The following is a 19527-nucleotide window of genomic DNA, read 5'->3' as shown; positions in this document are numbered from 1 at the left end:
CGGGGGGGGGGGGGGGGGGGCCGCGTGCTATTCGGGGCGGGCCCCCCCCCCCCCTGCCCGCCCCGCCGGGGGGCGGGGGGGGCGGGGGGGCGGGGGCCCCCCCCCCCCCCCCCGGCCTCCGGACGACGGGCCGCCCGCTTCCGGTGCCGGTCCGGCACCTGGCCGGGCGTGGTCCGTTTTGACTTGTTTGTCACATAGCTCGCCGCACTGCTTCCGCTCACACATACGATGGCTGAGGTCCATACCCGGTCCGTGTCCGTCGTACTGAGGAGAAGACGTGGCTGACGAGCTCACCCCGGAGACCCCGGAAGAAGAGCAGCCCAAGAAGAAGCACAAGCAGCGCAAGAACGGGCTGTACCCGGGCGTCAGCGAGGAACTCGCCGAGAGCATGCGCACCGGCTGGGCCGACACCGAGCTGCACGGCCTGCAGCCGATCGCCCAGGCCGCGCACACCGCCGCCCGCCGCGCCGCGCTGTCCGCGCGCTTCCCCGGCGAGCGCCTGGTCATCCCCGCCGGCCGGCTGAAGACCCGCGCGAACGACTGCGAGTACGCCTTCCGCGCCTCCACCGAGTACGCGTACCTCACCGGTGACCAGACCGAGAACGGCGTGCTCGTCCTCGAGCCCACGGGGGAGACCGGCCACACGGCCAGCATCTACCTGCTGCCCCGCTCCAACCGCGAGAACGGCGAGTTCTGGCTCTCCGGCAACGGCGAGCTGTGGGTCGGCCGCCGCCACTCCCTCACCGAGGCCGAGCAGCTGCTGGGCCTCCCGGCCAAGGACGTGCGCGAGCTCGCCGACGAGCTGGCCGAGGCCGAGGGCCCGGTCCGGAGCCTGCGCGGCCACGACACCGTCATCGAGGCGGCCCTGACCGACAAGGTCACCAAGGAGCGCGACGCGGAGCTGCGCGTCTACCTCTCCGAGGCCCGCGTCGTGAAGGACGCGTTCGAGATCGGCGAGCTGCAGAAGGCCGTCGACTCCACCGTCCGCGGTTTCGAGGACGTCGTGAAGGTGCTCGACAAGGCCGAGGCCACCTCCGAGCGCTACATCGAGGGCACCTTCTTCCTGCGCGCCCGCGTCGAGGGCAACGACGTCGGCTACGGCTCCATCTGCGCCGCCGGCCCGCACGCCACCACCCTGCACTGGGTGCGCAACGACGGCGACGTCCGCTCCGGCGACCTGCTGCTGCTCGACGCCGGCGTGGAGACCCACACCCTCTACACCGCGGACGTCACGCGCACGCTGCCCATCAGCGGCACGTACACCGACATCCAGCGCAAGATCTACGACGCGGTCCACGCCTCTCAGGAAGCCGGCATCGCCGCCGTCAAGCCGGGTGCGAAGTTCCGCGACTTCCACGACGCCTCGCAGTACGTGCTCGCCGAGAAGCTCGTCGAGTGGGGCCTGCTGGAGGGCCCGGTCGAGCGGGTCGTCGAGCTCGGCCTGCAGCGCCGCTGGACCCTGCACGGCACCGGCCACATGCTCGGCATGGACGTCCACGACTGCGCCGCCGCGCGCACCGAGGCGTACGTGGACGGCACGCTGGAGCCGGGCATGTGCCTGACCGTCGAGCCGGGCCTGTACTTCCAGGCCGACGATCTGACGGTGCCGGAGGAGTACCGCGGCATCGGCGTCCGGATCGAGGACGACATCCTCGTCACCGAGGACGGCAACCGGAACCTGTCGGCCGGACTGCCCCGCACCTCCGACGACGTCGAGGCGTGGATGGCGCGGCTCAAGGGCTGACGCCGCTCGCCCGACGCCCGGCTCGGGCACGCCGATGGGCGGGACCCTCCACGGGTCCCGCCCATCGGCGCGTCCACCTCCGCCTGACCACGGGCGCGTTCACGTACGGGCCGACGCGTCCCCGCACGGGCCGGCGCGGCTACGAGGCCTTCAGCAGCGAGTCGTCCCGCCACTTCAGCATCTTGTCGAAGCTCACCACGGCTCCGCAGCCCGGCCGGTTGCGGAAACGGACGTGGTCGGAGAGCTCAGCGATCAGGTGCAGGCCCCGGCCGCTCTCGGCCAGGGAGGGTCTGCGGCGCGCCACCGTCGCGGCCGGGAACCCGGGACCCGAATCGCTGACCTCGATGCGGCAACGGTCCCCGTCCAGATAGGCCGTGACGTGGTACGCCCCGGCGTCCTGCGCGTCGGAGCCGCGCGACGCGACCGTGCGGCCGCCGTGTTCCACGGCGTTCGCGCATGCCTCGCTCAGCGCCACCGAGAGATCGAAGGAGATGTCCGGGTCCACCCCCGCGGTCTCCATCGTCCCCAACAGCAGCCGTCTGGCAAGGGGCACGCTCGCTGCTTCGCGCCTCAAGTGGAGAGACCACCAGATGCTCATACGGTTACGTATTGCCTCCCGCGACGGGGTGTAAGCCCCCAAAGGCCCACAGAGCCCTCGTTCGGCCGATGTGGCGCTCCCGGCCTCCGGTGTATGCGGAGGCATTTGAGACGATATGGGCCCTGTTGACCCGGCCGGTACCCGCTCCCGCGCGGGCCACCGCCCGGCGCCCCGGCCGCGGCATCCGTGCGCGGGAACGCAAGGCATCATGCGCACCTGCCGTATGAAGCGCCTAAGCCCAGTGCGATGATGGCCCGGCCATGACTGCCCCCCACGCGACGCAGGCCGGACCCGGCCTCAGGCTGATCCGGGCCGCGGTGTTCACCGCGGTCTGTGTCGTGCTGTCCGCGGTCGGGCACGCACTGGCCTCCTGCGCCACCGTGCCCTGGTGGTCCCTCTGCGCGGGTTTCCTCGTCGTCCTCGCGGTCGCGGCCCCGCTCGCCGGACGCCGTCACCGGCTCCCCGGCATCGCCGCCGGCCTGGCCGGCGGACAGCTCGCGCTGCACTCGCTGTTCGCCCTCGGCCAGCACGGCGCCACGCTCCCGGCGGGCGGCGCTCCCAGCGCCGACAGCTCGCTCGCGGCCCTCGCCGCCCAGCTGGTGTGCGGGGGCAACTCCGTCCCGCTGGCCCCGGCCGATGCCCGGCGGATCCTGGAGAGCGCCGGACTGGACCCGGTCGCCCTGGCCGCGCAGGCCCAGGCACAGGGGCAGTTGGCACCGGGGCAGCCGGCCATGGGCCAGCTGGCGCACGCCCACATGGGGCAGGGCCTCGTGGAACCGGCCAACGACCTGGCCGGCCTGTTCAGCCCGGCCATGCTGATCGGCCACCTGCTGGCCGCGCTCGCCGCCGGCTGGCTGCTCGGCCGCGGCGACGCCGCGCTGTTCCGGCTCGTCGAACTGTCCCGGCTCTCCACCGAAGCCGGTCCGGTACGCCCCCTGCGCGCCGCGCTGGCCTACGTACGGGCTCTCGGCGCCGGGCTCGCGGGCGCGCCGGCCCGTACCCCCCGCGCGGCCCGGGCCGCCGCCGGATCCGGCGTACCCACCGGCCGGGACGCGCTCCAGCACACGGTGATCAGGCGCGGGCCGCCCACGGCGCTCGCCCTCGCAGCCTGACGCGGCACCCCTCCTCCCCGGCACACACACCGGGAGCACCGGTGCCGTGCACTCCGCGCGCGCCGCGCGCGGAGCCACCGTCACCCCAGCTTCCGTGGAGTGTTTCTGCCATGAAGACCTCTCGCGTCTCCTTCGCCGCCGCCCTTGCCGCCGGTACCGTCCTCGTCTTCTCCGGGACCGCCTTCGCCCACGTCGGCGTGCAGCCCGGCGAGGCCGTCAAGGGCGGCTACGCCACGATCAACTTCAAGGTTCCCAACGAGCGCGACAACGCCTCCACCACCCAGCTCGAGGTCACCTTCCCGGCGGACCAGCCGCTGTCCTCCGTCATGCCGCAGGACGTTCCCGGCTGGACCGTGACCGTGGAGAAGGGCAAGCTCGACAAGCCGCTCACCGTGCACGGCAAGCAGATCAACGAGGCCGTCACCAAGGTGACCTGGTCGGGCGGCAAGATCGAGGCCGGCAAGTTCCAGCAGTTCCCGCTGTCCCTCGGCAAGCTGCCCGACAACGCCGACAAGATGGTCTTCAAGGCGATCCAGACCTACGACAACGGCGAGGTCGTCCGCTGGATCGAGGAGGCCAAGGAAGGCGCCGCCGAACCGGCGAACCCGGCGCCCGTCCTGAAGCTGACCACCGCCCCGGCGGAGGCCGACCACCACGACGACGCCACGAAGGCGGACGGCGACAAGAACGGCGCCGCCGACCACAAGGATGGCCACGACCAGGCCGCCAAGAGCGGCTCCGACACGACCGCGCGGGTCCTCGGCGTCGCCGGCATCGTGATCGGACTCGGTGGCGTGGCCTTCGGCGTCGCCTCGCGCCGCCGCACCTCCTGACCTTCCGGTCCCGTGCCCGGCCCGCCCACCGGCGCGGCCGGGCCACCGATCCACCCGTACCACCCCCGATCCCAGGGACATTCCCATGCGCACCACACGTGTGACGGTCGCCGCCCTCGTGGCGGCGACCGCCCTCGCCCTCACCTCCTGCGGTAACGAGCCGGCCAAGCCCGGCAACGTCACCCAGATCAGCGGAGGCCTGGCCAAGGCCGGCTCCGCGACCGTGCTCGACCGCCCCTTCGAAAAGCCGGATCTCGTCCTCACGGACACCACCGGCAAGCCGTGGAGCCTGCGCGAGCAGACCAAGGGCAAGCCGACGCTCATCTACTTCGGCTACACCAACTGCCCCGACGTGTGCCCCCTGACGATGAGCAACATCGCCGTCGCCAAGAAGGCGCTCCCCCAGGCCGACCGGGACAAGCTCCAGGTCGTCTTCGTCACCACCGACCCCGACCGGGACACTCCCGAAGCCCTCGGCGCGTGGCTCAAGGGCCAGGACCCGGCGTTCGTCGGGCTGACCGGCGACTTCGCCACCATCCAGGCCGGCGCGCGCGCGCTCGGCATCGGTATCGAGGCCGCCACGACGGACGCCAACGGCAACGTCGTCTCCATGCACGGCGCCCAGGTCATCGCGTTCTCGCCCAAGAACGACGAGGGGTACCTCCTCTACGGGGAGAGCGCCACCGTCGACGACTACACCAAGGACCTGCCGAAGATCCTCAAGGGAGAGAACCCGTGAACGCCCGCACCACCCGCACCCTCGCCGTCGCCCTCTCCCTGACGGCAGTGCTCGGCATATCCGGCTGCTCCTCGGACGACAAGGACGCGGCCGGCGGCTCCGGCGCCGGCGCCGCTTCCGCCGACTCCGCGGCCAAGCCGGAGCTGACGGTCAGCGGCGGCTACATGCCCGAGCCCGTCAACGACAAGATGGCCGGCGCGTTCATGGTCATCAAGAACGGCTCCAAGACCGCGGACAAGCTGACCGGCGTCACGAGCCCGCTCTCCGACGATCTCCAGATCCACGAGACCAAGGATCAGAAGATGCAGCAGGTGCAGTCCATGGACGTGCCCGCGAACGGTGAGCTGAAGCTGGAACGCGGCGGCAGCCACGTCATGTTCATGGGGCTGAAGAGCACCCCCAAGGTCGGCGACAAGGTCACCGTCGAGCTGCGCTTCGAGAAGTCCGGCCCCGTCAGGGTCGAGCTGGACGTCAAGGAGCGTACGTACAAGGCACCGAACTCCAACGATCACTGACGGACCGAGGGACTGATCACGCCATGACGGCCACCGCCCCCGCCCCATCCGCGGCCCGCGTGCGCGCCACGGCACTCCTGCCGCGGCTCACGCTGGTCCTCGCAGCCCTGCTGGCAGCCTTGTTCACCGCGGCCGCCCCGGCCTCGGCGCACGCAGCACTGACCGCGAGCGACCCCAAGGACGGGGCGGTGGTCGCCACGGCGCCCGCCCAGGTCACCCTCTCCTTCTCGGAGGGGGTCGCCATGAACGGCGACTCCATCCGCGTCCTGGACCCGCAGGGCAAGCGCGTCGACACCGGCGAACTGCGCGACCTCTGCAGCGGGAACACCATCCGCTACGGCACCGCCCTGCGCCCCGGACTGCCGGACGGCACCTACACGGTCGCCTGGCAGGCCATATCCGCCGACAGCCACCCCGTCGCCGGTGCCTTCACCTTCTCCGTCGGAGCCCCTTCCGAGACCGCGGTCTCGTTGCCCGAGCAGACCGCGGGCGACGGGCCCGTGGCCCTCGCCTACGACATCGCGCGCTACGCCGCCTACGCCGGGTTCGCCGTCCTGGTCGGCGCCGCCGCCTTCATCCTGCTGTGCTGGCGCCGGGGCGCCGCCGAGCGGCCGATGCAGAAGCTGGTCGTCCGGGCCTGGGTCACGCTCACCGTGGCCACCCTCGCGATGCTGCTGCTCCGCAACCCGTACACGGGGTCCGGGAACTTCTCCGACGCCTTCGACCTCGCCGGGCTGAGGGCGGTGCTGGAGACCAAGTCCGGCGCCTCGCTGGTCTCGCGGCTGCTGCTCCTCGGCGCCGCCGCGCTCTTCATCACCGTCCTGTTCGGCTCGTACGCCCGGCGCCACCGGGGCGACGGGGGCGCGGAAGCCGCCACCACCGCCGGTGCCGTGGACGCCTCGGACGCGACGGACGCCGCGGACGCCACGAGGGAGGAGGCCAAGGAGGAGAGCGACCTCCTCTTCGGCCTCGCCATCGGCGGGACGGTCGTAGCCGCCGGTATCGCCGCCACCTGGGCGCTGTCCGAGCACGCCTCCACCGGCGTCCAGCCCGGCCTCGCCATGCCCCTCGACATCCTGCACCTGCTGGCCGTGGCGACCTGGCTGGGCGGACTCACCGCGCTGCTCGTGGCCCTCCACAAGGTTCCCGGGCTCGAGCGCGAGGCCATCCGGCGCTTCTCCACCGTCGCCTTCGTCAGCGTCATCACGCTCGCCGCCACCGGCGCCTACCAGTCCTGGCGCCAGGTCGGCAGCTGGTCCGCCCTCACCGGGACGGACTACGGGCGGCTCCTGCTCGTCAAGCTCGGTCTGGTCGCCGTCCTGGTCGCCATCGCCTCCGTCTCACGGAAGTGGACCGCGCGGCTCGGCGGGGCGGCCGCGGTCGGGCAGCCGGTCACGACCGAAGCCACGGCGACGGCGAAGACCTCGGCCACGGCCACCGCCACCGCCACCGCCACCGCCACCGCCACCGTCGGCGCTTCGGGCGTTGTTTCACGTGAAACATCGACCGCCGACCCCGAGCGCGCCGCCCAGCTCGCCCGCCAGGGAGCCGCCCGGCGCAGCGCCCGGGAGAAGCAGGCACGCGACGCCGACCCGGAGCGCGTGGGCCTGCGCCGGTCCGTACTCGCCGAGACGGGCGTCGCCGTGGTGCTGCTGGCCGTCACCACCCTCCTCACCAGCACCGAGCCCGGCCGCGCCGCGGAGCTGGAGATCAGCAGCGGTTCGAACGCCGCCGCCGTTCCCGACCGCGCGGTGAAGATCACGCTGCCCTTCGACACCGGCGGCCAGAACGGCAAGGGCTCGGTCAGGGTCCAGCTGGACCCGGGCCGCGTCGGTGCGAACACCCTCCACGTGTGGGCCGAGACCCCCGACGGCAAGCCGTTCGAGCTGCCCGAGATCAAGGTCTCCTTCACCCTCGAGGCCAAGGACATCGGCCCGCTGCCGGTCCTCCCCGAGCTCGCCGCTCCCGGACACTGGAGCGCGTCGGGCGTCCAGCTGCCGCTGACGGGCGACTGGCGGATCGACGTGACCGTCCGCACCTCCGACACCGACCAGACGACCGTGCAGAAGAACGTGAAGATCGGCTGACCAGCGTGACCCAGAACAGCGAGACCACCGAGAGCACCACGGGCCGCCCCGAGATCGAGATCTCCCGGCGCCGCCTGCTGGGCACCGTCGGCGCCGCGGGCGCCGCCGGGCTCGCCCTCGGCGCCACCGGCGGGGCCCTCGTGCACTCCTCGGTCGCCGGCTCCGGGACGGCCGGTGCGGGCGGCGCCGCCGGTGGCCCCGCCACCCTCGGAGCCACGCGGGTCGCCTTCGAGGGGGACCACCAGGCCGGCATCACCACCCCCCTCCAGGCCAAGGGCCACGTCCTGGCCTTCGATCTGGCGCCCGGGGCCGGCCGTACCGAGGCCGCCGCCCTGATGCGCCGCTGGTCCGACACCGCCCGTCTGCTGACGGCCGGCGAGGCCGCGCCGACCGCCGACAGCGGGATCGCCCTCGACTCCGGACCGTCCTCCCTCACCATCACCTTCGGCTTCGGCCACTCCTTCTTCGAACGCACCGGGCTGACCGACCGCCGTCCCGCCGCGCTCGACCCGCTGCCGGACTTCTCCTCGGACCGGCTCGACCCCCAGCGCAGCAACGGCGACCTGTGGGTCCAGATCGGCGCCGACGACGGGCTGGTCGCCTTCCACGCGCTGCGCGCCCTGCAGAAGGACGCCGGGGACGCCGCGCGCCCGCGCTGGCAGATGAACGGCTTCAACCGGTCTCCCGGCGCCACCTCCACCCCGATGACCGCCCGCAACCTCATGGGCCAGGTGGACGGGACGAACAATCCGAAGCCCACCGAAGCCGATTTCGACCAGCGGATCTTCGTACAGGGCACGGTGCCCGCCGAGCACGCCTGGATGGTGGGGGGCTCGTACGCCGTCGTACGCCGGATCCGTATGCTCCTCGACCACTGGGACCAGCAGTCACTCGCCCAGCAGGAGCAGGTCATCGGCCGTACGAAGGCCACCGGTGCCCCGCTGACCGGCGGCGGCGAGACCACCGCGATGAAGCTCGACCAGAGGGGCGCCGACGGCAAGCCGGTCATCCCCTCGAACGCCCATGCCCGGATCTCCGCTCCCGCGCAGAACGGCGGGGCGGCCATGCTCCGCCGTCCCTTCTCCTTCCACGACGGGACGGTTTCCGACGGCACACCCGACGCGGGACTCCTCTTCATCTGCTGGCAGGCCGACCCGATGCGCGGTTTCGTCCCCGTGCAGCGCAAGCTCGACCGCGGCGACGCCCTGTCGGAGTTCATCCGGCACGAGTCCAGCGGCCTGTACGCGGTGCCGCCCGGAGCTCGCGCCGGGGAGTACGTGGGGCAGCGGCTGCTCGAGGGATGAACAGCTCTGTGGCGTCGCGGGCCCGGCACTAGGCTGATCGCATGTCGGCCACCCGCTTCACCTATCTCGGTCCCGAGGGCACGTTCACCGAAGCCGCCCTCCGCACTCTGCCCGAAGCCGCCACCCGGGAGCTCGTCCCGATGGTCTCGGTCCCGGCCGCGCTGGACGCCGTGCGCAACGGCGAGGCCGCGGCGGCGCTCGTGCCGATCGAGAACTCGGTGGAGGGCGGGGTCACCTCGACCCTCGACGAGCTGGCCTCCGGTGTCCCCCTGATGATCTACCGTGAGGTGCTGCTCCCGATCGCGTTCGCACTGCTGGTGCGGCCGGGGACCGCGCTGTCGGACGTCAAGACCGTCACCGGTCACCCGGTCGCCCAGCCGCAGGTGCGCAACTGGCTGCGGTCGAACCTGCCCGACGCGCTCTGGGAGTCGGCCGCCTCCAACGCCGACGGGGCCCGGCTGGTCCAGGAGGGCCGCTTCGACGCCGCCTTCGCGGGCGAGTTCGCGGCCGCCACCTACGGGCTGGTCCCCCTGGTCACCGAGATCCACGACGCCCAGAACGCGGAGACCCGCTTCGTGCTCGTCGGCCGGCCCGCCCGGCCGGCCGCGCCGACCGGAGCCGACAAGACCTCCGTCGTGCTGTGGCTGGGGGACGACCGCCCCGGTGCGCTGCTGGAGCTGCTCCAGGAGTTCGCCGTCCGCGGGGTGAACCTGATGCTGATCCAGTCCCGCCCGACCGGCGAGGGCATCGGCAACTACTGCTTCGCCGTCGACGCCGAGGGACACATCTCCGACCGCCGGGTCGGCGAGGCCCTCATGGGCCTCAAGCGGACCTGCCCGCAGATCCGCTTCCTCGGCTCGTATCCGCGCGCCGGTGTCGCGCAGGGTGAGGTCCAGGCCGCCCGCCCGGGGACCTCGGACGGCGATTTCACGGCTGCCTCGGACTGGCTGACCCGCTGCCTCGACGGCCGCCCGTAGGGCTCCGTCCACTATCCACAGAGTTATCCACAGGTAGAGGGGCAGGCCTGGGGACAAGTCGACAGAGCAGCGCGACAAGGTCGACAAATCGGTCGGGCGGCACAGGTTTCGCGCTGGAGAGCGGAAGGTGAACGGCGTCACCCCCACATCGCCGATCAACTCTTTGGGGCGAGTCATTCCCACCCGAATGAGTGTGTGAGGGTGGTTTGAACCCTGATTGAGCCTGGGCGCTCTCCGGGCGGGATTGATCTATTCCTGTGTCCACAGATGCAGCGCACAGCCTGTGGATAAGCCGCCCCGGTGGGGAATTCCTGTGGACAAAGAAGGGCCTGCGACCCTGCTCAGACGGCCGACCGGGCGCCGGGGCCACGCCCCTTTTCGGGGAATGGACCCGGTTTATCGGCCTCCGGGGAGGGGTCACTTCCGGCCGCCCGCCGGAAGTTTTCCATTCGCCGCAATTAGGACATAGTGACACGCAGCGTGATATCGGTGTGATCCCTGGAAGCCCGGGCCGGTAGCCTGGAGGGGTGATTGACCTCCGGCTGCTCCGTGAAGACCCTGACCGTGTCCGCGCCTCGCAGCGCGCCCGTGGAGAGGACGTCGCACTCGTCGACGCCCTGCTCTCCGCAGACGAGCGCCGCAGGTCCTCCGGCATGCGATTCGACGAACTGCGCAATGAGCAGAAGTCGCTCGGCAAGCTCGTCCCGAAGGCCTCTCCGGAGGAGCGGAGCGAGCTGCTGAAGAAGGCCGACCAGCTCAAGCAGGACGTCAAGGCGGCCGAGGCCGAGCAGAACGAGGCGGACGAAGCCGCCAAGCAGCTGCTCCTCCAGCTCAGCAACATCGTCCACACTGACGTGCCCGTCGGCGGCGAGGAGGACTTCACCGTCCTCGAGACCCACGGCACCATCCGCGACTTCGCCGCCGAGGGCTTCGAGCCCAAGGACCACCTGGAGCTCGGCGAGTCCCTCGGCGCCATCGACGTCGAGCGCGGCGCCAAGGTGTCGGGCTCGCGCTTCTACTACCTGACCGGCGTCGGCGCCCTGCTCGAGCTCGCGCTCGTCAACGCCGCCATCGCCCAGGCCACCGAGGCCGGCTTCATCCCGATGCTCACCCCGGCGCTGGTCCGTCCGCGCGCCATGGAGGGCACCGGCTTCCTCGGCCAGGCCGCGGAGAACGTCTACCACCTGGAGAAGGACGACTACTACCTGGTCGGCACCTCCGAGGTACCGCTCGCCGCGTACCACATGGACGAGATCATCGACGCGGACAAGCTGCCGCTGCGCTACGCCGGCTTCTCCCCGTGCTTCCGCCGCGAGGCCGGCACGTACGGCAAGGACACCCGCGGCATCTTCCGCGTGCACCAGTTCGACAAGGTCGAGATGTTCTCGTACGTCGCGCCGGAAGAGGCCGAGGCCGAGCACCAGCGTCTCCTCGAGTGGGAGAAGCAGTGGCTGACCAGCCTCGAACTGCCCTTCCAGGTGATCGACGTCGCCACCGGCGACCTGGGCTCCTCCGCCTCCCGCAAGTTCGACTGCGAGGCGTGGATCCCCACCCAGGGCAAGTACCGCGAGCTGACCTCCGCCTCGAACTGTGACGGCTTCCAGGCCCGCCGCCTGTCGATCCGCTACCGCGACGGCAAGAAGACCGCTCCGCTGTCCACGCTGAACGGCACGCTGTGCGCCGTCCCGCGCACGATCGTCGCGATCCTGGAGAACCACCAGCAGGCCGACGGCACGGTCCGGGTGCCCCCGGTCCTGCGTCCCTATCTGGGCGGCCGTGAATTCCTGGAGCCGATCGCCAAGTGAGCGCGGCCCCGTTCCCGTACAAGCTCGTCGCGACCGATCTCGACGGCACGCTGCTGCGCGGCGACGACACCGTCTCCGAACGCACCCGTGAGGCACTCGTCGCGGCCACCGCGGCGGGTGCGGCGCACATCGTCGTCACGGGCCGCGCCGTGCCGTGGACCCGGCACATCCTCGACGACCTCGGCTACAAGGGCATCGCGGTCTGCGGTCAGGGCGCGCAGGTCTACGACGCGGGCGCGCACCGGCTGCTGACCTCGGTGACCCTCGACCGGAAACTGGCCGCCCTCGCGCTGGAGAAGATCGAGGCCGAGGTGGGTCCGCTGGCACTGGCCGCCAGCCGGGACGGAGTCGACGGCGAGGTGCTGTTCGGCCCGGGCTACCAGGTGCACGAGGGGCTTCCGGCGATCTACCTGGAGGACACCGCCGACGTCTGGACGGAGCCGCTGAACAAGCTGTACATCCAGCACCCCGACCTCGACGAGGACGCCCTCGTCGAGGTGGCCCGGCAGACCGTGGGCAACCTGGTCGGCATCGTCATGGCGGGTCCGGGCATCGTGGAGATCCTGCCGCTGGGGCTCAGCAAGGCCACCGGCCTCTCGCTGGCCGCGCGTCGGCTGGGCGTGAAGGCGGCCGAGACGATCGCCTTCGGCGACATGCCCAATGACATTCCGATGTTCGGCTGGGCCGCGCACGGGGTGGCGATGGCCAACGCCCACGCGGAGCTGAAGGCGGTCGCCGACGAGGTGACCACGTCCAACGAACAGGACGGCATCGCGGTGGTCCTGGAACGTCTGCTGGGCGCCGCGTAACCGGAAGAAGACACAGGGAAAGGTCCGGAACAGCCCGCGCCGCGAGGCGCGCTCGAAGTGGCTGTTCCGGACCTTCTTGTTGCTCCCCGCACGCATCACTCTGCCCCCGGCGCACGCCGCGTACCAGTGAATTTCCGTACGTCAGCGCTGAGTCCGGCGCCGACGCCAGTAGGCGACGGTGACGATCGCGAGCAGGGGCCCCCAGAGCACCAGGGGCGCGTAGGCGGCGGTCATCACCCCGTACGCGACCCCCGTGGGGGCGGTCGGGCCGGCCATGGCGGCGTCCCAGCGCAACGCGCCGTGGACGGTGATGAGGGTGACGGCCGCGGCTCCGAGGGCCGCCGGCAGTACGGCCGCGAGCGGAGGGATCCGCCGGCCCCCGAGCAGCGGCACCCAGTGCGGCATCACCTCGCCCCAGCGCTGGACGAGACCGAGGCTGAGCAGGCCCACGCATTCGGCGAAGATGCTCAGTCCGATCAGGTAGAAGGACGTCGGACCGGGGAAGTTGTCGGCGTGCAGCAGGTCCCCCTCCTTGAAGCCGGACGGGATGCCGAAGGCGATCCCTACGCGCCACAGGCCGCTCGGCAGCAGGGTGAGCGCGGCGCCCTTGGCGATCCAGCGGAGCGGGCGGGAGACACCGGTGGCGGGAGCGGTGGCGCCCGTGGGGAGCGGGCCGCGGGTCCCAGTGGTGGCGGAGGTGGCGGTGGCGGTGGCGGTCATCGTCGAGTCCGTTTCAGGAGGCGTCGGTTGATGCCTCCAGACTCGTCCTCGGACTCCCCGCGAACCATCCGCCGATCAGCACGTTCGGCGGGCCGCCCGGCCCGGCCCCCTCTGCCGATCGGCAGATGTCCGGCGGCCCGCGGGACTCGTAGGGTCGGACGGGTGTCCTTGAAATCGCGTGCGCCGTATGCCCCTTTGCTGCTCTCTGCCGCCCTGGTGTCCCTCGTCTGCTCCGCCCTGCGGGCTCCCGGGGCGTGGACGCTCGCGGGGGCGCTGGGGGTGCTGCTGCCGCTGATGGCCCTGACGGCCCGCTGGTCTCCCGTACGCAGCGCCGTGACCGCCTGCGCGGTGGGCGGCGCGGCGGTCGCACTGTGGCCCGTACCGCTGGTGCTGGACCGGGGCGCGGGCCTCGGTGCGTGGCTCCAGGCAGCGGGGGCGGCGGCGTTCTGGGCGGCGCCCGCGCTGGCAGCGGCCGGCGCCGGGGCGTTCCTGCGCCGTCAGGCGGACCGGGCGCGGCGCGCGGTTCTCGACGCGCGCCGGGACCAGCAGCTGGAACTGGCCCGGGACCTGCACGACTACGTCGCGCACGACGTGAGCGCGATCGTGGTGCAGGCGCAGGCGGCCCGGTTCGTGGCGGACAGCGATCCGCGTCAGGCCGTCCTGGCGCTGGAGCGGATCGAGACGGCGGGGTTGAACGCGCTCGCGTCGATGGACCGGACGGTGCACGCGCTGCGCGAGGGGGACGGCGGTCCGACGGCCCGGGCCTTGGGGCTCGCACACCTGCCGGAGCTGGTGGGCCGGTTCGAGGGCGGGGTGCTGGAGGCTGACGAACGGGCGCTGGACGGGTTGTCGCGGGAGGCGGACACGACGGCGTACCGGGTGGCGGTGGAGGCGCTCACCAACGTACGCCGTCATGCCCCGGGCGCACGGACCGTACGCGTGGTCGTGCGGCGGGTGGGGGCGGGGACCGAACTGAGCGTGGCGAACAGCGCGCCACCGCGCACGGCCCGGACACTGCTGGGCCGGCGCACCTACGCCGGGGGTACCGGGCTCGTGGGGCTGCGGGAGCGCGTGGAGGCGGCGGACGGCACGCTGGAGGCGGGTCCTGACGAGGCCGGGGGCTGGCGGATTCGCGCCGTCTTCCCGGCGGCGGGGCGCCTCGAGGGGTGATCATGTCGGCGTGACCACACGCATCCTGATAGCCGACGACCAAGAGGACATCCGCAGCGGTTTCCGGCTGATCCTCGATTCACAGCCCGACATGACCGTGGTGGGGGAGGCGGCGGACGGCCGGAGCGCGGTGGCGCTGGCCCGGGAGCTGCGACCGGACGTGGTACTGACGGACATCCGGATGCCGCTGCTCGACGGGCTGGAGGTGACCCGGCTGCTGGCGTCCGAGACCCGGGTGGTGGTGGTGACCACCTTCGATCTGGACGCGTACGTGCACACCGCGCTGCGCGAGGGTGCCTGCGGTTTCCTGCTGAAGCGGTCGGGGCCGGCGCTGCTGATCGAGGGGGTGCGGGCGGCCATGGCCGGGGACACCCTGATCAGCCCGCAGATCACGGTGCGGCTGCTGAGCCGGCCGGCTCAGGAGCGCCCGATCGCGCCGCGGGTGGCGCATCCGTTGACGGAGCGCGAGGTGGAGATCGTACGGCTGGTGGCGAAGGGGCACACGAACGCGGAGATCGGAGCCGGGCTCTTCATCAGCGCGGGGACCGCCAAGACGCACGTCGCCAATGTGCAGGCGAAGCTGGGGGTCCGCAATCGGGTGGGGATCGCCACCTGGGCCTGGGAGCACGGGGTGGTGGGGCCGGACTCGTCCTGATCATGTTTCACGTGAAACATGCGCGGCGGTCCGGCGCGGGCGCGGATGCCGGGTCATCGGCCAGGCCAGCAGGCCGACGGCGAGCGCGATGGCATGGCCGAGGTCGGTGAAGGTGCCTTCGGTGGTGAGCGGTAGGCCGAAGAAGGCCACGCAGCCGGCCAGGTAGAGCCAGCGCCAGGGGCCGGGCAGGCGGTAGGTCAGCACGCCGACGGCGGTCGCGAGGCCGTAGCTGACGCCGATGTCGACGACGTGGACCATGCTGCGCGGAGCGCGGTGGTCCTCGATGGCCATCAGGACCAGCTTCTGGCTGATGAGGGTGGCCGTGATGTGACCGGTCGCGATGACGAAGAGCCAGCGCACGGTGCCGAGCCAGCGTTCGACGTTGGCCTGGAAGACCTCGAAGAGCACCACGTAGAGGGGGAGCGAGGACGGGCTCTCGATCCAGAAGGCGCTGCTGAGCAGGGCCCGTACGGGGTGGCGGGCGAGCTCGTGGATGTTACTGCTGTTGCGGTGGAGCAGGACGTGTTCGAGGTGGTCGGGCACGATCACGACCACCACGCTGGTGAGGGCGATGATCAGCATCCATATGTGGGTGCCGGGCGCGGAGCGTATCCAGGACCAGACGGGCCTGGACGGCTCGGGCTCCCTGTGCTCGATCATGTCCCGATGATGCCGCGCGAACCTGTGCCCCGCCTGGCCGGTGGGCCGGGCGGGGCACTGTTTCACGTGAAACATCCGCGTCCAGAAGCCGGCCGGGGCACCGACCGGGAGGCGGAGGGGCGGGCGTGGACCCTACTCCTCGCCCGCCAGGGTGAGGCGGCGGAGCCTCTGTCCGGCGTAGACGGTGGCGCCGACGGTGACCGCGACGAGCAGGATCACGGCGGTGGGCAGCCCGACGGTGGCGTCCACGTAGCCCTCGCCCGCGATCTTCTGCGCCAGGGCCAGGGACCACTGCTGGACACTGAGGGTCTTGGCTCCGTCGACCAGGCTGCCGAAGAGCGATTCCCAGATCAGCGCGTAGACGAGGCCGAACACGACCGCGTGCCGGCTGACCGTGCCCAGCAGCAGGAACAGCGCGCTGTAGGCGACCGACGCGATGAGGGCGGCCACGGTGTAGGCGACGGCGATCTGCTGGCCGTTGCCGTTGAGGATGTAGCCGGCGATCAGGGTGGGGATCGCGGAGAAGACCATGGTGACGGCGATCGCGACGGTCAGCTTGGTCATGATGATCGTCGGACGCTTCACCGGCTTGGAGAGCAGGTAGACGATCGAGCCGTCGTCGATCTCCGGTCCGATGGCGCCGGTTCCGGCGATGACCCCGATCAGCGGAACCATGGTGGCCAGGGCGAACCCTCCGAGGAGGTCGGCCGCGACCTTGTCGTCCAGGCCCGTGAAGGCGCGGACGGCGATGGAGATGACGATCAGCAGGGCGGGCAGCGCGCAGAGGATCAGCGCGCGGCGCCGGCCGAGCAGGGCCCGGTAGGTGAGCCGGGCAACGGTGGGGTTGTACATGGGTGCCAGCTCCTTCAGGCCGTGACGAGGTAGGAGAAGACCGACTCGAGGGACTCGTCGGAAGGCGAGACCGTCAGCAGCCGGATGCCCTGCGCGCGGGCGACCCGCGGCAGCAGCTCGGTGAAGCGCCCGAAGTCGACGGCCTGGATGCGCAGCGCGCCCTCCTTGAGGTCGACCTCGATCCCGGCGGTGGACGGGTCGGCGATCAGAGCCGCGGCAAGGGCCCGGTCGTCGGAGGAGCGGACGAGGTAGCGGTGCGGGCGGTCCGTCATCAGACGACGGATCTTGCGGAAGTCTCCGGAGGCCGCGTGCCGGCCGGCGACGACCACCTCGATGTGGGAGGCGAGCTGCTCGACCTCCTCCAGGATGTGCGAGGAGAACAGCACGGTGCGGCCGTCGTCGCCCATCCGCCGCAGCAGGTCCATGAGCTGCATGCGCTGGCGCGGGTCCATGCCGTTGAACGGCTCGTCGAGCAGGAGCACGGACGGTTCGTGGACCAGGGCGGAGGCCATCTTCACGCGCTGGCGCATGCCCTTGGAGTAGGTGGAGATCTTACGGTCCTGCGCGTACTCCATCTCGACGGTGGCCAGGGCCCGCTGGGCCGCGATCTCGTCGAGACCGTGCAGCTCGGCGTTGGCGACGACGAACTCCTTGCCGGTGAGGAAGTCGTACATGGCCTCGCGCTCGGGCACGACGCCGATCTGCCGGTAGACCTGCTCGTTGCGCCAGATCGGCGCGCCGTCGAGGGTGACGGTGCCCGTGGAGGGCGCGAGGAAACCGCCCATCATGTTGATCAGGGTGGACTTGCCCGCGCCGTTGGGACCGAGCAGGCCCGTGACGCCGGGACCGACGCGCATGGTCACGTCGTTGACGGCGACGACGTTCCCGAACCAGCGGGAGGTGTGGTCGATGTCGATGATGGTCACAGCCCGGCCTTCCGGTAGCGGGCCATCAGGGCGGCGTAGGAGCCGGCGATCAGGCCGAGGATGACGAGCAGGTAGACGACGCCGGCTGCGGCCGACGGGGCCTCCTGGCCGGGGAAGGCGGAGGTCGCGCCGAGGAAGGCGGCCTGGAATCCGTCGATGAGGCTGATCGGGGAGAACAGCCCCAGCCATTCGACGACTCCGGTCGAACCGGTGTTGTAGGCGATGCCCTGGACGGCCGTCACCGCGCCGTAGGGGATCAGGAGCACGGCGATGATGGCGGCGACGCCGAAACCGCGGCGCGGGGTGAGCGCGGCCATGATCAGGCCGAGGCCGGAGAAAAGCAGCGACAGCAGCAGTACGGACACCAGTCCCTGCCCGAATCCCTTGGTCTGGTCGCCGAAGTCGAACTTGGCGAGCAGCGAACCGATGTACATGATCACCAGCGGCGTCGCGGTGAGGACGAAGAGGGCCGAGGCCATGGCCGCGAACTTGGCGACCACGTAGTCCCCGCGCTCGATCGGCCGCGAGAAGTAGAGGGGAACGGTCTTGAACCGCAGGTCCCGGGAGACCGACTGGGGCGCCTGCGAGGCGAGGTAGAGGCCGATGATCACCTGGGTGGTCAGCGCGTACGTCGTGTACTTGATCGGCAGGTCGGTGGAGCCGGGGACCGCGATGGCGACCGCGACGAGGATCAGCGCGGGCACGCACATCACCGCGAAGAGGAGCATCGGCAGCACCTTGGACTTGGCCGAGCGGCCGAGTCCGTAGGCGCCGCGCAGGGACTGCGAGAACAGCGACTTGCGGGCGTAGGCGCGGCCGAGCCGGGGGCCGTCGTAGGACCGGTAGCCGATGTTGTGGATCTGGGTCGAGGTGTCAGGCGCCATCGGAACCGGCTCCCTTCTGCTGGGTGGCGTACAGGGCTGCGGCCCGCGCCGCCTGGGCGGCCTGCTGGTCGCTGTCGCGGAAGACCTCCGCGATGTGGTGGCGTCGCTGCTCCATGCGGACCAGGCCGATGCCGAGGTCGGCGACGGTGTCGCGGACGATGTCGTACGTCGCCTCGCCGTTCGCCTCGACCAGGAGGATGTGACCGGCTCCGGGCAGCCCCGCCTCCTCACCGGCGTGCAGAACGACGCCCGCACCGGTGAGCGCCTTGCGCAGGGCGGCGGCGCCGTCCGGGTGCGCGTCGGAGTCGGTGACCTCGACCGCGAGGGTCGCGGTGGTCTGCGTGAAATCGCTGGTGGAGCTGGAGCGCAGCAGCTTGCCGCCGTCGACGACCACGACGTGGTCGCAGGTCCGCTCCAGCTCGCCGAGCAGGTGGGAGGTGACCAGGACCGAGATGCCGAAGTCGGTGTAGACGCGGCGGATCAGTCCCAGCATCTCGTCGCGGCCCACCGGGTCGAGCCCGTTGGTGGGCTCGTCGAGGAGCACCAGCTGGGGGTCGTGGACGAGCGCCTGCGCGAGTTTGACGCGCTGCTTCATGCCGGTGGAGTAGCCGCCGATGGGGCGGTAGCGCTCCTCGTACAGCCCGACGTGGCGCAGGGTGTCCGCGGTGCGCTCGCGCGCGGCGGTCGGCGGGAGCCCGGACATGCGCGCCATGTGCACGACGAACTCGGTGGCCGAGACGTCGGGGGGCAGGCAGTCGTGCTCGGGCATGTAGCCGACGCGCTCGCGGATCGCGCTGCCATGGGTGGCGACGTCGAGTCCGAGCACGGCGGCGGTGCCCTCGGTGGCGGGGGAGAGTCCCAGCAGAATCTTGATCAGCGTGGACTTGCCGGCTCCGTTGGCGCCCACGAGCCCGGTAACGCCGGGCCCGATGTCCAGGGAGAGCCGGTCGAGGGCGGTCACTCGGGGGTACCGCTTGCTCAGGCTTTCGGTCGCGATGACAGTCACGGGAACGACGTTAGTGGCGGTCCGGGCCCGGATCGTCAGACCTGAAGCCCGATCCTCCCTCCGCCTTCAGGACTACGGACCCTGACACAAGGCTGACTCCAGGCTGACGCGCACCGGACAAGTTTGTCCAC

General features: G+C 71.5%; 19 protein-coding genes. 12 read left to right on the top strand and 7 right to left on the bottom strand.

Going from position 1 to position 19527, the window contains the following annotated elements:
* Nucleotides 1–277: 277 nt before the first annotated feature.
* Entirely contained in the window at nt 278–1744 is a 1467-nt protein-coding gene (locus ACWF9Z_RS07890) for an aminopeptidase P family protein (protein ID WP_453598622.1), read from the top strand.
* 139 nt (nt 1745–1883) lie between these two features.
* Here ACWF9Z_RS07890 and ACWF9Z_RS07885 read toward each other — a convergent pair whose 3' ends face one another.
* Nucleotides 1884–2342: an ATP-binding protein gene (locus tag ACWF9Z_RS07885; RefSeq protein WP_453598619.1), complete on the bottom strand. Its 459-nt coding sequence runs from the start codon at nt 2340–2342 to the stop codon at nt 1884–1886.
* 260 nt (nt 2343–2602) lie between these two features.
* On the opposite strand from ACWF9Z_RS07885, the gene ACWF9Z_RS07880 reads away from it, so the two are divergent.
* From ACWF9Z_RS07880 to ACWF9Z_RS07840, 9 genes are all read left to right on the top strand, one after another.
* Nucleotides 2603–3454, top strand: a complete 852-nt coding sequence (locus tag ACWF9Z_RS07880; RefSeq protein ID WP_453598616.1) for a hypothetical protein — start codon at nt 2603–2605, stop codon at nt 3452–3454.
* Nucleotides 3455–3564: 110 nt separating this feature from the next.
* Nucleotides 3565–4287 carry a YcnI family copper-binding membrane protein gene (locus tag ACWF9Z_RS07875; protein ID WP_453598614.1) on the top strand — a complete coding sequence of 241 codons (723 nt, stop codon included), beginning with the start codon at nt 3565–3567 and terminating at the stop codon, nt 4285–4287.
* Between the two features lie 85 nt (nt 4288–4372).
* The gene (locus ACWF9Z_RS07870) at nt 4373–5026 is read left to right on the top strand and encodes an SCO family protein (protein WP_453598611.1); all 654 of its coding nucleotides are present in this window, start codon (nt 4373–4375) and stop codon (nt 5024–5026) included.
* Nucleotides 5023–5541: a copper chaperone PCu(A)C gene (locus ACWF9Z_RS07865; RefSeq protein WP_453598608.1), complete on the top strand. Its 519-nt coding sequence runs from the start codon at nt 5023–5025 to the stop codon at nt 5539–5541. Before ACWF9Z_RS07870 ends, ACWF9Z_RS07865 begins: the two co-directional genes overlap by 4 nt.
* 23 nt (nt 5542–5564) lie before the next feature.
* Nucleotides 5565–7628, top strand: coding sequence for a copper resistance CopC/CopD family protein (locus ACWF9Z_RS07860; protein WP_453598605.1), 2064 nt, complete (start codon nt 5565–5567; stop codon nt 7626–7628).
* Between the two features lie 5 nt (nt 7629–7633).
* Nucleotides 7634–8932, top strand: coding sequence for an iron uptake transporter deferrochelatase/peroxidase subunit (gene efeB / locus ACWF9Z_RS07855; RefSeq protein ID WP_453598602.1), 1299 nt, complete (start codon nt 7634–7636; stop codon nt 8930–8932).
* Nucleotides 8933–8973: 41 nt separating this feature from the next.
* Entirely contained in the window at nt 8974–9909 is a 936-nt protein-coding gene (gene pheA, locus ACWF9Z_RS07850; protein ID WP_453598599.1) for a prephenate dehydratase, read from the top strand.
* Between the two features lie 527 nt (nt 9910–10436).
* Entirely contained in the window at nt 10437–11714 is a 1278-nt protein-coding gene (gene serS / locus ACWF9Z_RS07845) for a serine--tRNA ligase (RefSeq protein WP_453598596.1), read from the top strand.
* Complete coding sequence (locus ACWF9Z_RS07840) at nt 11711–12523, top strand: HAD family hydrolase (RefSeq protein WP_453598593.1); 813 nt, start codon at nt 11711–11713, stop codon at nt 12521–12523. The genes serS and ACWF9Z_RS07840 overlap by 4 nt, the downstream gene beginning before the upstream one ends.
* Nucleotides 12524–12664: 141 nt before the next feature.
* Here ACWF9Z_RS07840 and ACWF9Z_RS07835 read toward each other — a convergent pair whose 3' ends face one another.
* Nucleotides 12665–13243: a hypothetical protein gene (locus ACWF9Z_RS07835; protein ID WP_453598591.1), complete on the bottom strand. Its 579-nt coding sequence runs from the start codon at nt 13241–13243 to the stop codon at nt 12665–12667.
* Between the two features lie 195 nt (nt 13244–13438).
* On the opposite strand from ACWF9Z_RS07835, the gene ACWF9Z_RS07830 reads away from it, so the two are divergent.
* Both ACWF9Z_RS07830 and ACWF9Z_RS07825 read left to right on the top strand, forming a co-directional pair.
* The gene (locus tag ACWF9Z_RS07830) at nt 13439–14413 is read left to right on the top strand and encodes a sensor histidine kinase (RefSeq protein WP_453598588.1); all 975 of its coding nucleotides are present in this window, start codon (nt 13439–13441) and stop codon (nt 14411–14413) included.
* Between the two features lie 10 nt (nt 14414–14423).
* Nucleotides 14424–15068 carry a response regulator gene (locus ACWF9Z_RS07825; RefSeq protein WP_453598585.1) on the top strand — a complete coding sequence of 215 codons (645 nt, stop codon included), beginning with the start codon at nt 14424–14426 and terminating at the stop codon, nt 15066–15068.
* Here ACWF9Z_RS07825 and ACWF9Z_RS07820 read toward each other — a convergent pair whose 3' ends face one another.
* The 5 genes from ACWF9Z_RS07820 to ACWF9Z_RS07800 form a co-directional block, all read right to left on the bottom strand.
* The gene (locus tag ACWF9Z_RS07820; protein ID WP_453598582.1) at nt 15069–15728 is read right to left on the bottom strand and encodes a rhomboid-like protein; all 660 of its coding nucleotides are present in this window, start codon (nt 15726–15728) and stop codon (nt 15069–15071) included. It abuts the gene before it with no gap.
* 132 nt (nt 15729–15860) lie between these two features.
* On the bottom strand, nt 15861–16580 hold the full coding sequence (locus tag ACWF9Z_RS07815) for an ABC transporter permease (protein WP_453598580.1): 720 nt from the start codon (nt 16578–16580) through the stop codon (nt 15861–15863).
* A 14-nt stretch (nt 16581–16594) separates the two neighbouring features.
* On the bottom strand, nt 16595–17506 hold the full coding sequence (locus ACWF9Z_RS07810; RefSeq protein WP_453598577.1) for an ABC transporter ATP-binding protein: 912 nt from the start codon (nt 17504–17506) through the stop codon (nt 16595–16597).
* Nucleotides 17503–18390 (bottom strand): ABC transporter permease subunit, encoded by an 888-nt coding sequence (locus ACWF9Z_RS07805; RefSeq protein WP_453598574.1) that lies wholly within the window; start codon nt 18388–18390, stop codon nt 17503–17505. Before ACWF9Z_RS07805 ends, ACWF9Z_RS07810 begins: the two co-directional genes overlap by 4 nt.
* Nucleotides 18380–19396, bottom strand: a complete 1017-nt coding sequence (locus tag ACWF9Z_RS07800; RefSeq protein WP_453598572.1) for an ABC transporter ATP-binding protein — start codon at nt 19394–19396, stop codon at nt 18380–18382. Before ACWF9Z_RS07800 ends, ACWF9Z_RS07805 begins: the two co-directional genes overlap by 11 nt.
* Between the last annotated feature and the right edge of the window lie 131 nt (nt 19397–19527).

Source organism: Streptomyces sp. NPDC054961 (genome assembly GCF_053609145.1).
Note: the sequence above shows the minus strand (reverse complement) of the source record. Positions and strands in the feature narration are given on the sequence as shown.

Excerpts from the sequence above, each read along its gene's own strand:
- ACWF9Z_RS07885 (WP_453598619.1), bottom strand. The coding sequence starts at position 2,342 with ATGAGCATCTGGTGGTCTCTCCACTTGAGGCGCGAAGCAGCGAGCGTG.
- ACWF9Z_RS07880 (WP_453598616.1), top strand. The coding sequence starts at position 2,603 with ATGACTGCCCCCCACGCGACGCAGGCCGGACCCGGCCTCAGGCTGATC.
- ACWF9Z_RS07875 (WP_453598614.1), top strand. The coding sequence starts at position 3,565 with ATGAAGACCTCTCGCGTCTCCTTCGCCGCCGCCCTTGCCGCCGGTACC.
- ACWF9Z_RS07870 (WP_453598611.1), top strand. The coding sequence starts at position 4,373 with ATGCGCACCACACGTGTGACGGTCGCCGCCCTCGTGGCGGCGACCGCC.
- ACWF9Z_RS07860 (WP_453598605.1), top strand. The coding sequence starts at position 5,565 with ATGACGGCCACCGCCCCCGCCCCATCCGCGGCCCGCGTGCGCGCCACG.
- pheA (WP_453598599.1), top strand. The coding sequence starts at position 8,974 with ATGTCGGCCACCCGCTTCACCTATCTCGGTCCCGAGGGCACGTTCACC.
- ACWF9Z_RS07835 (WP_453598591.1), bottom strand. The coding sequence starts at position 13,243 with ATGACCGCCACCGCCACCGCCACCTCCGCCACCACTGGGACCCGCGGC.
- ACWF9Z_RS07820 (WP_453598582.1), bottom strand. The coding sequence starts at position 15,728 with ATGATCGAGCACAGGGAGCCCGAGCCGTCCAGGCCCGTCTGGTCCTGG.
- ACWF9Z_RS07815 (WP_453598580.1), bottom strand. The coding sequence starts at position 16,580 with ATGTACAACCCCACCGTTGCCCGGCTCACCTACCGGGCCCTGCTCGGC.
- ACWF9Z_RS07805 (WP_453598574.1), bottom strand. The coding sequence starts at position 18,390 with ATGGCGCCTGACACCTCGACCCAGATCCACAACATCGGCTACCGGTCC.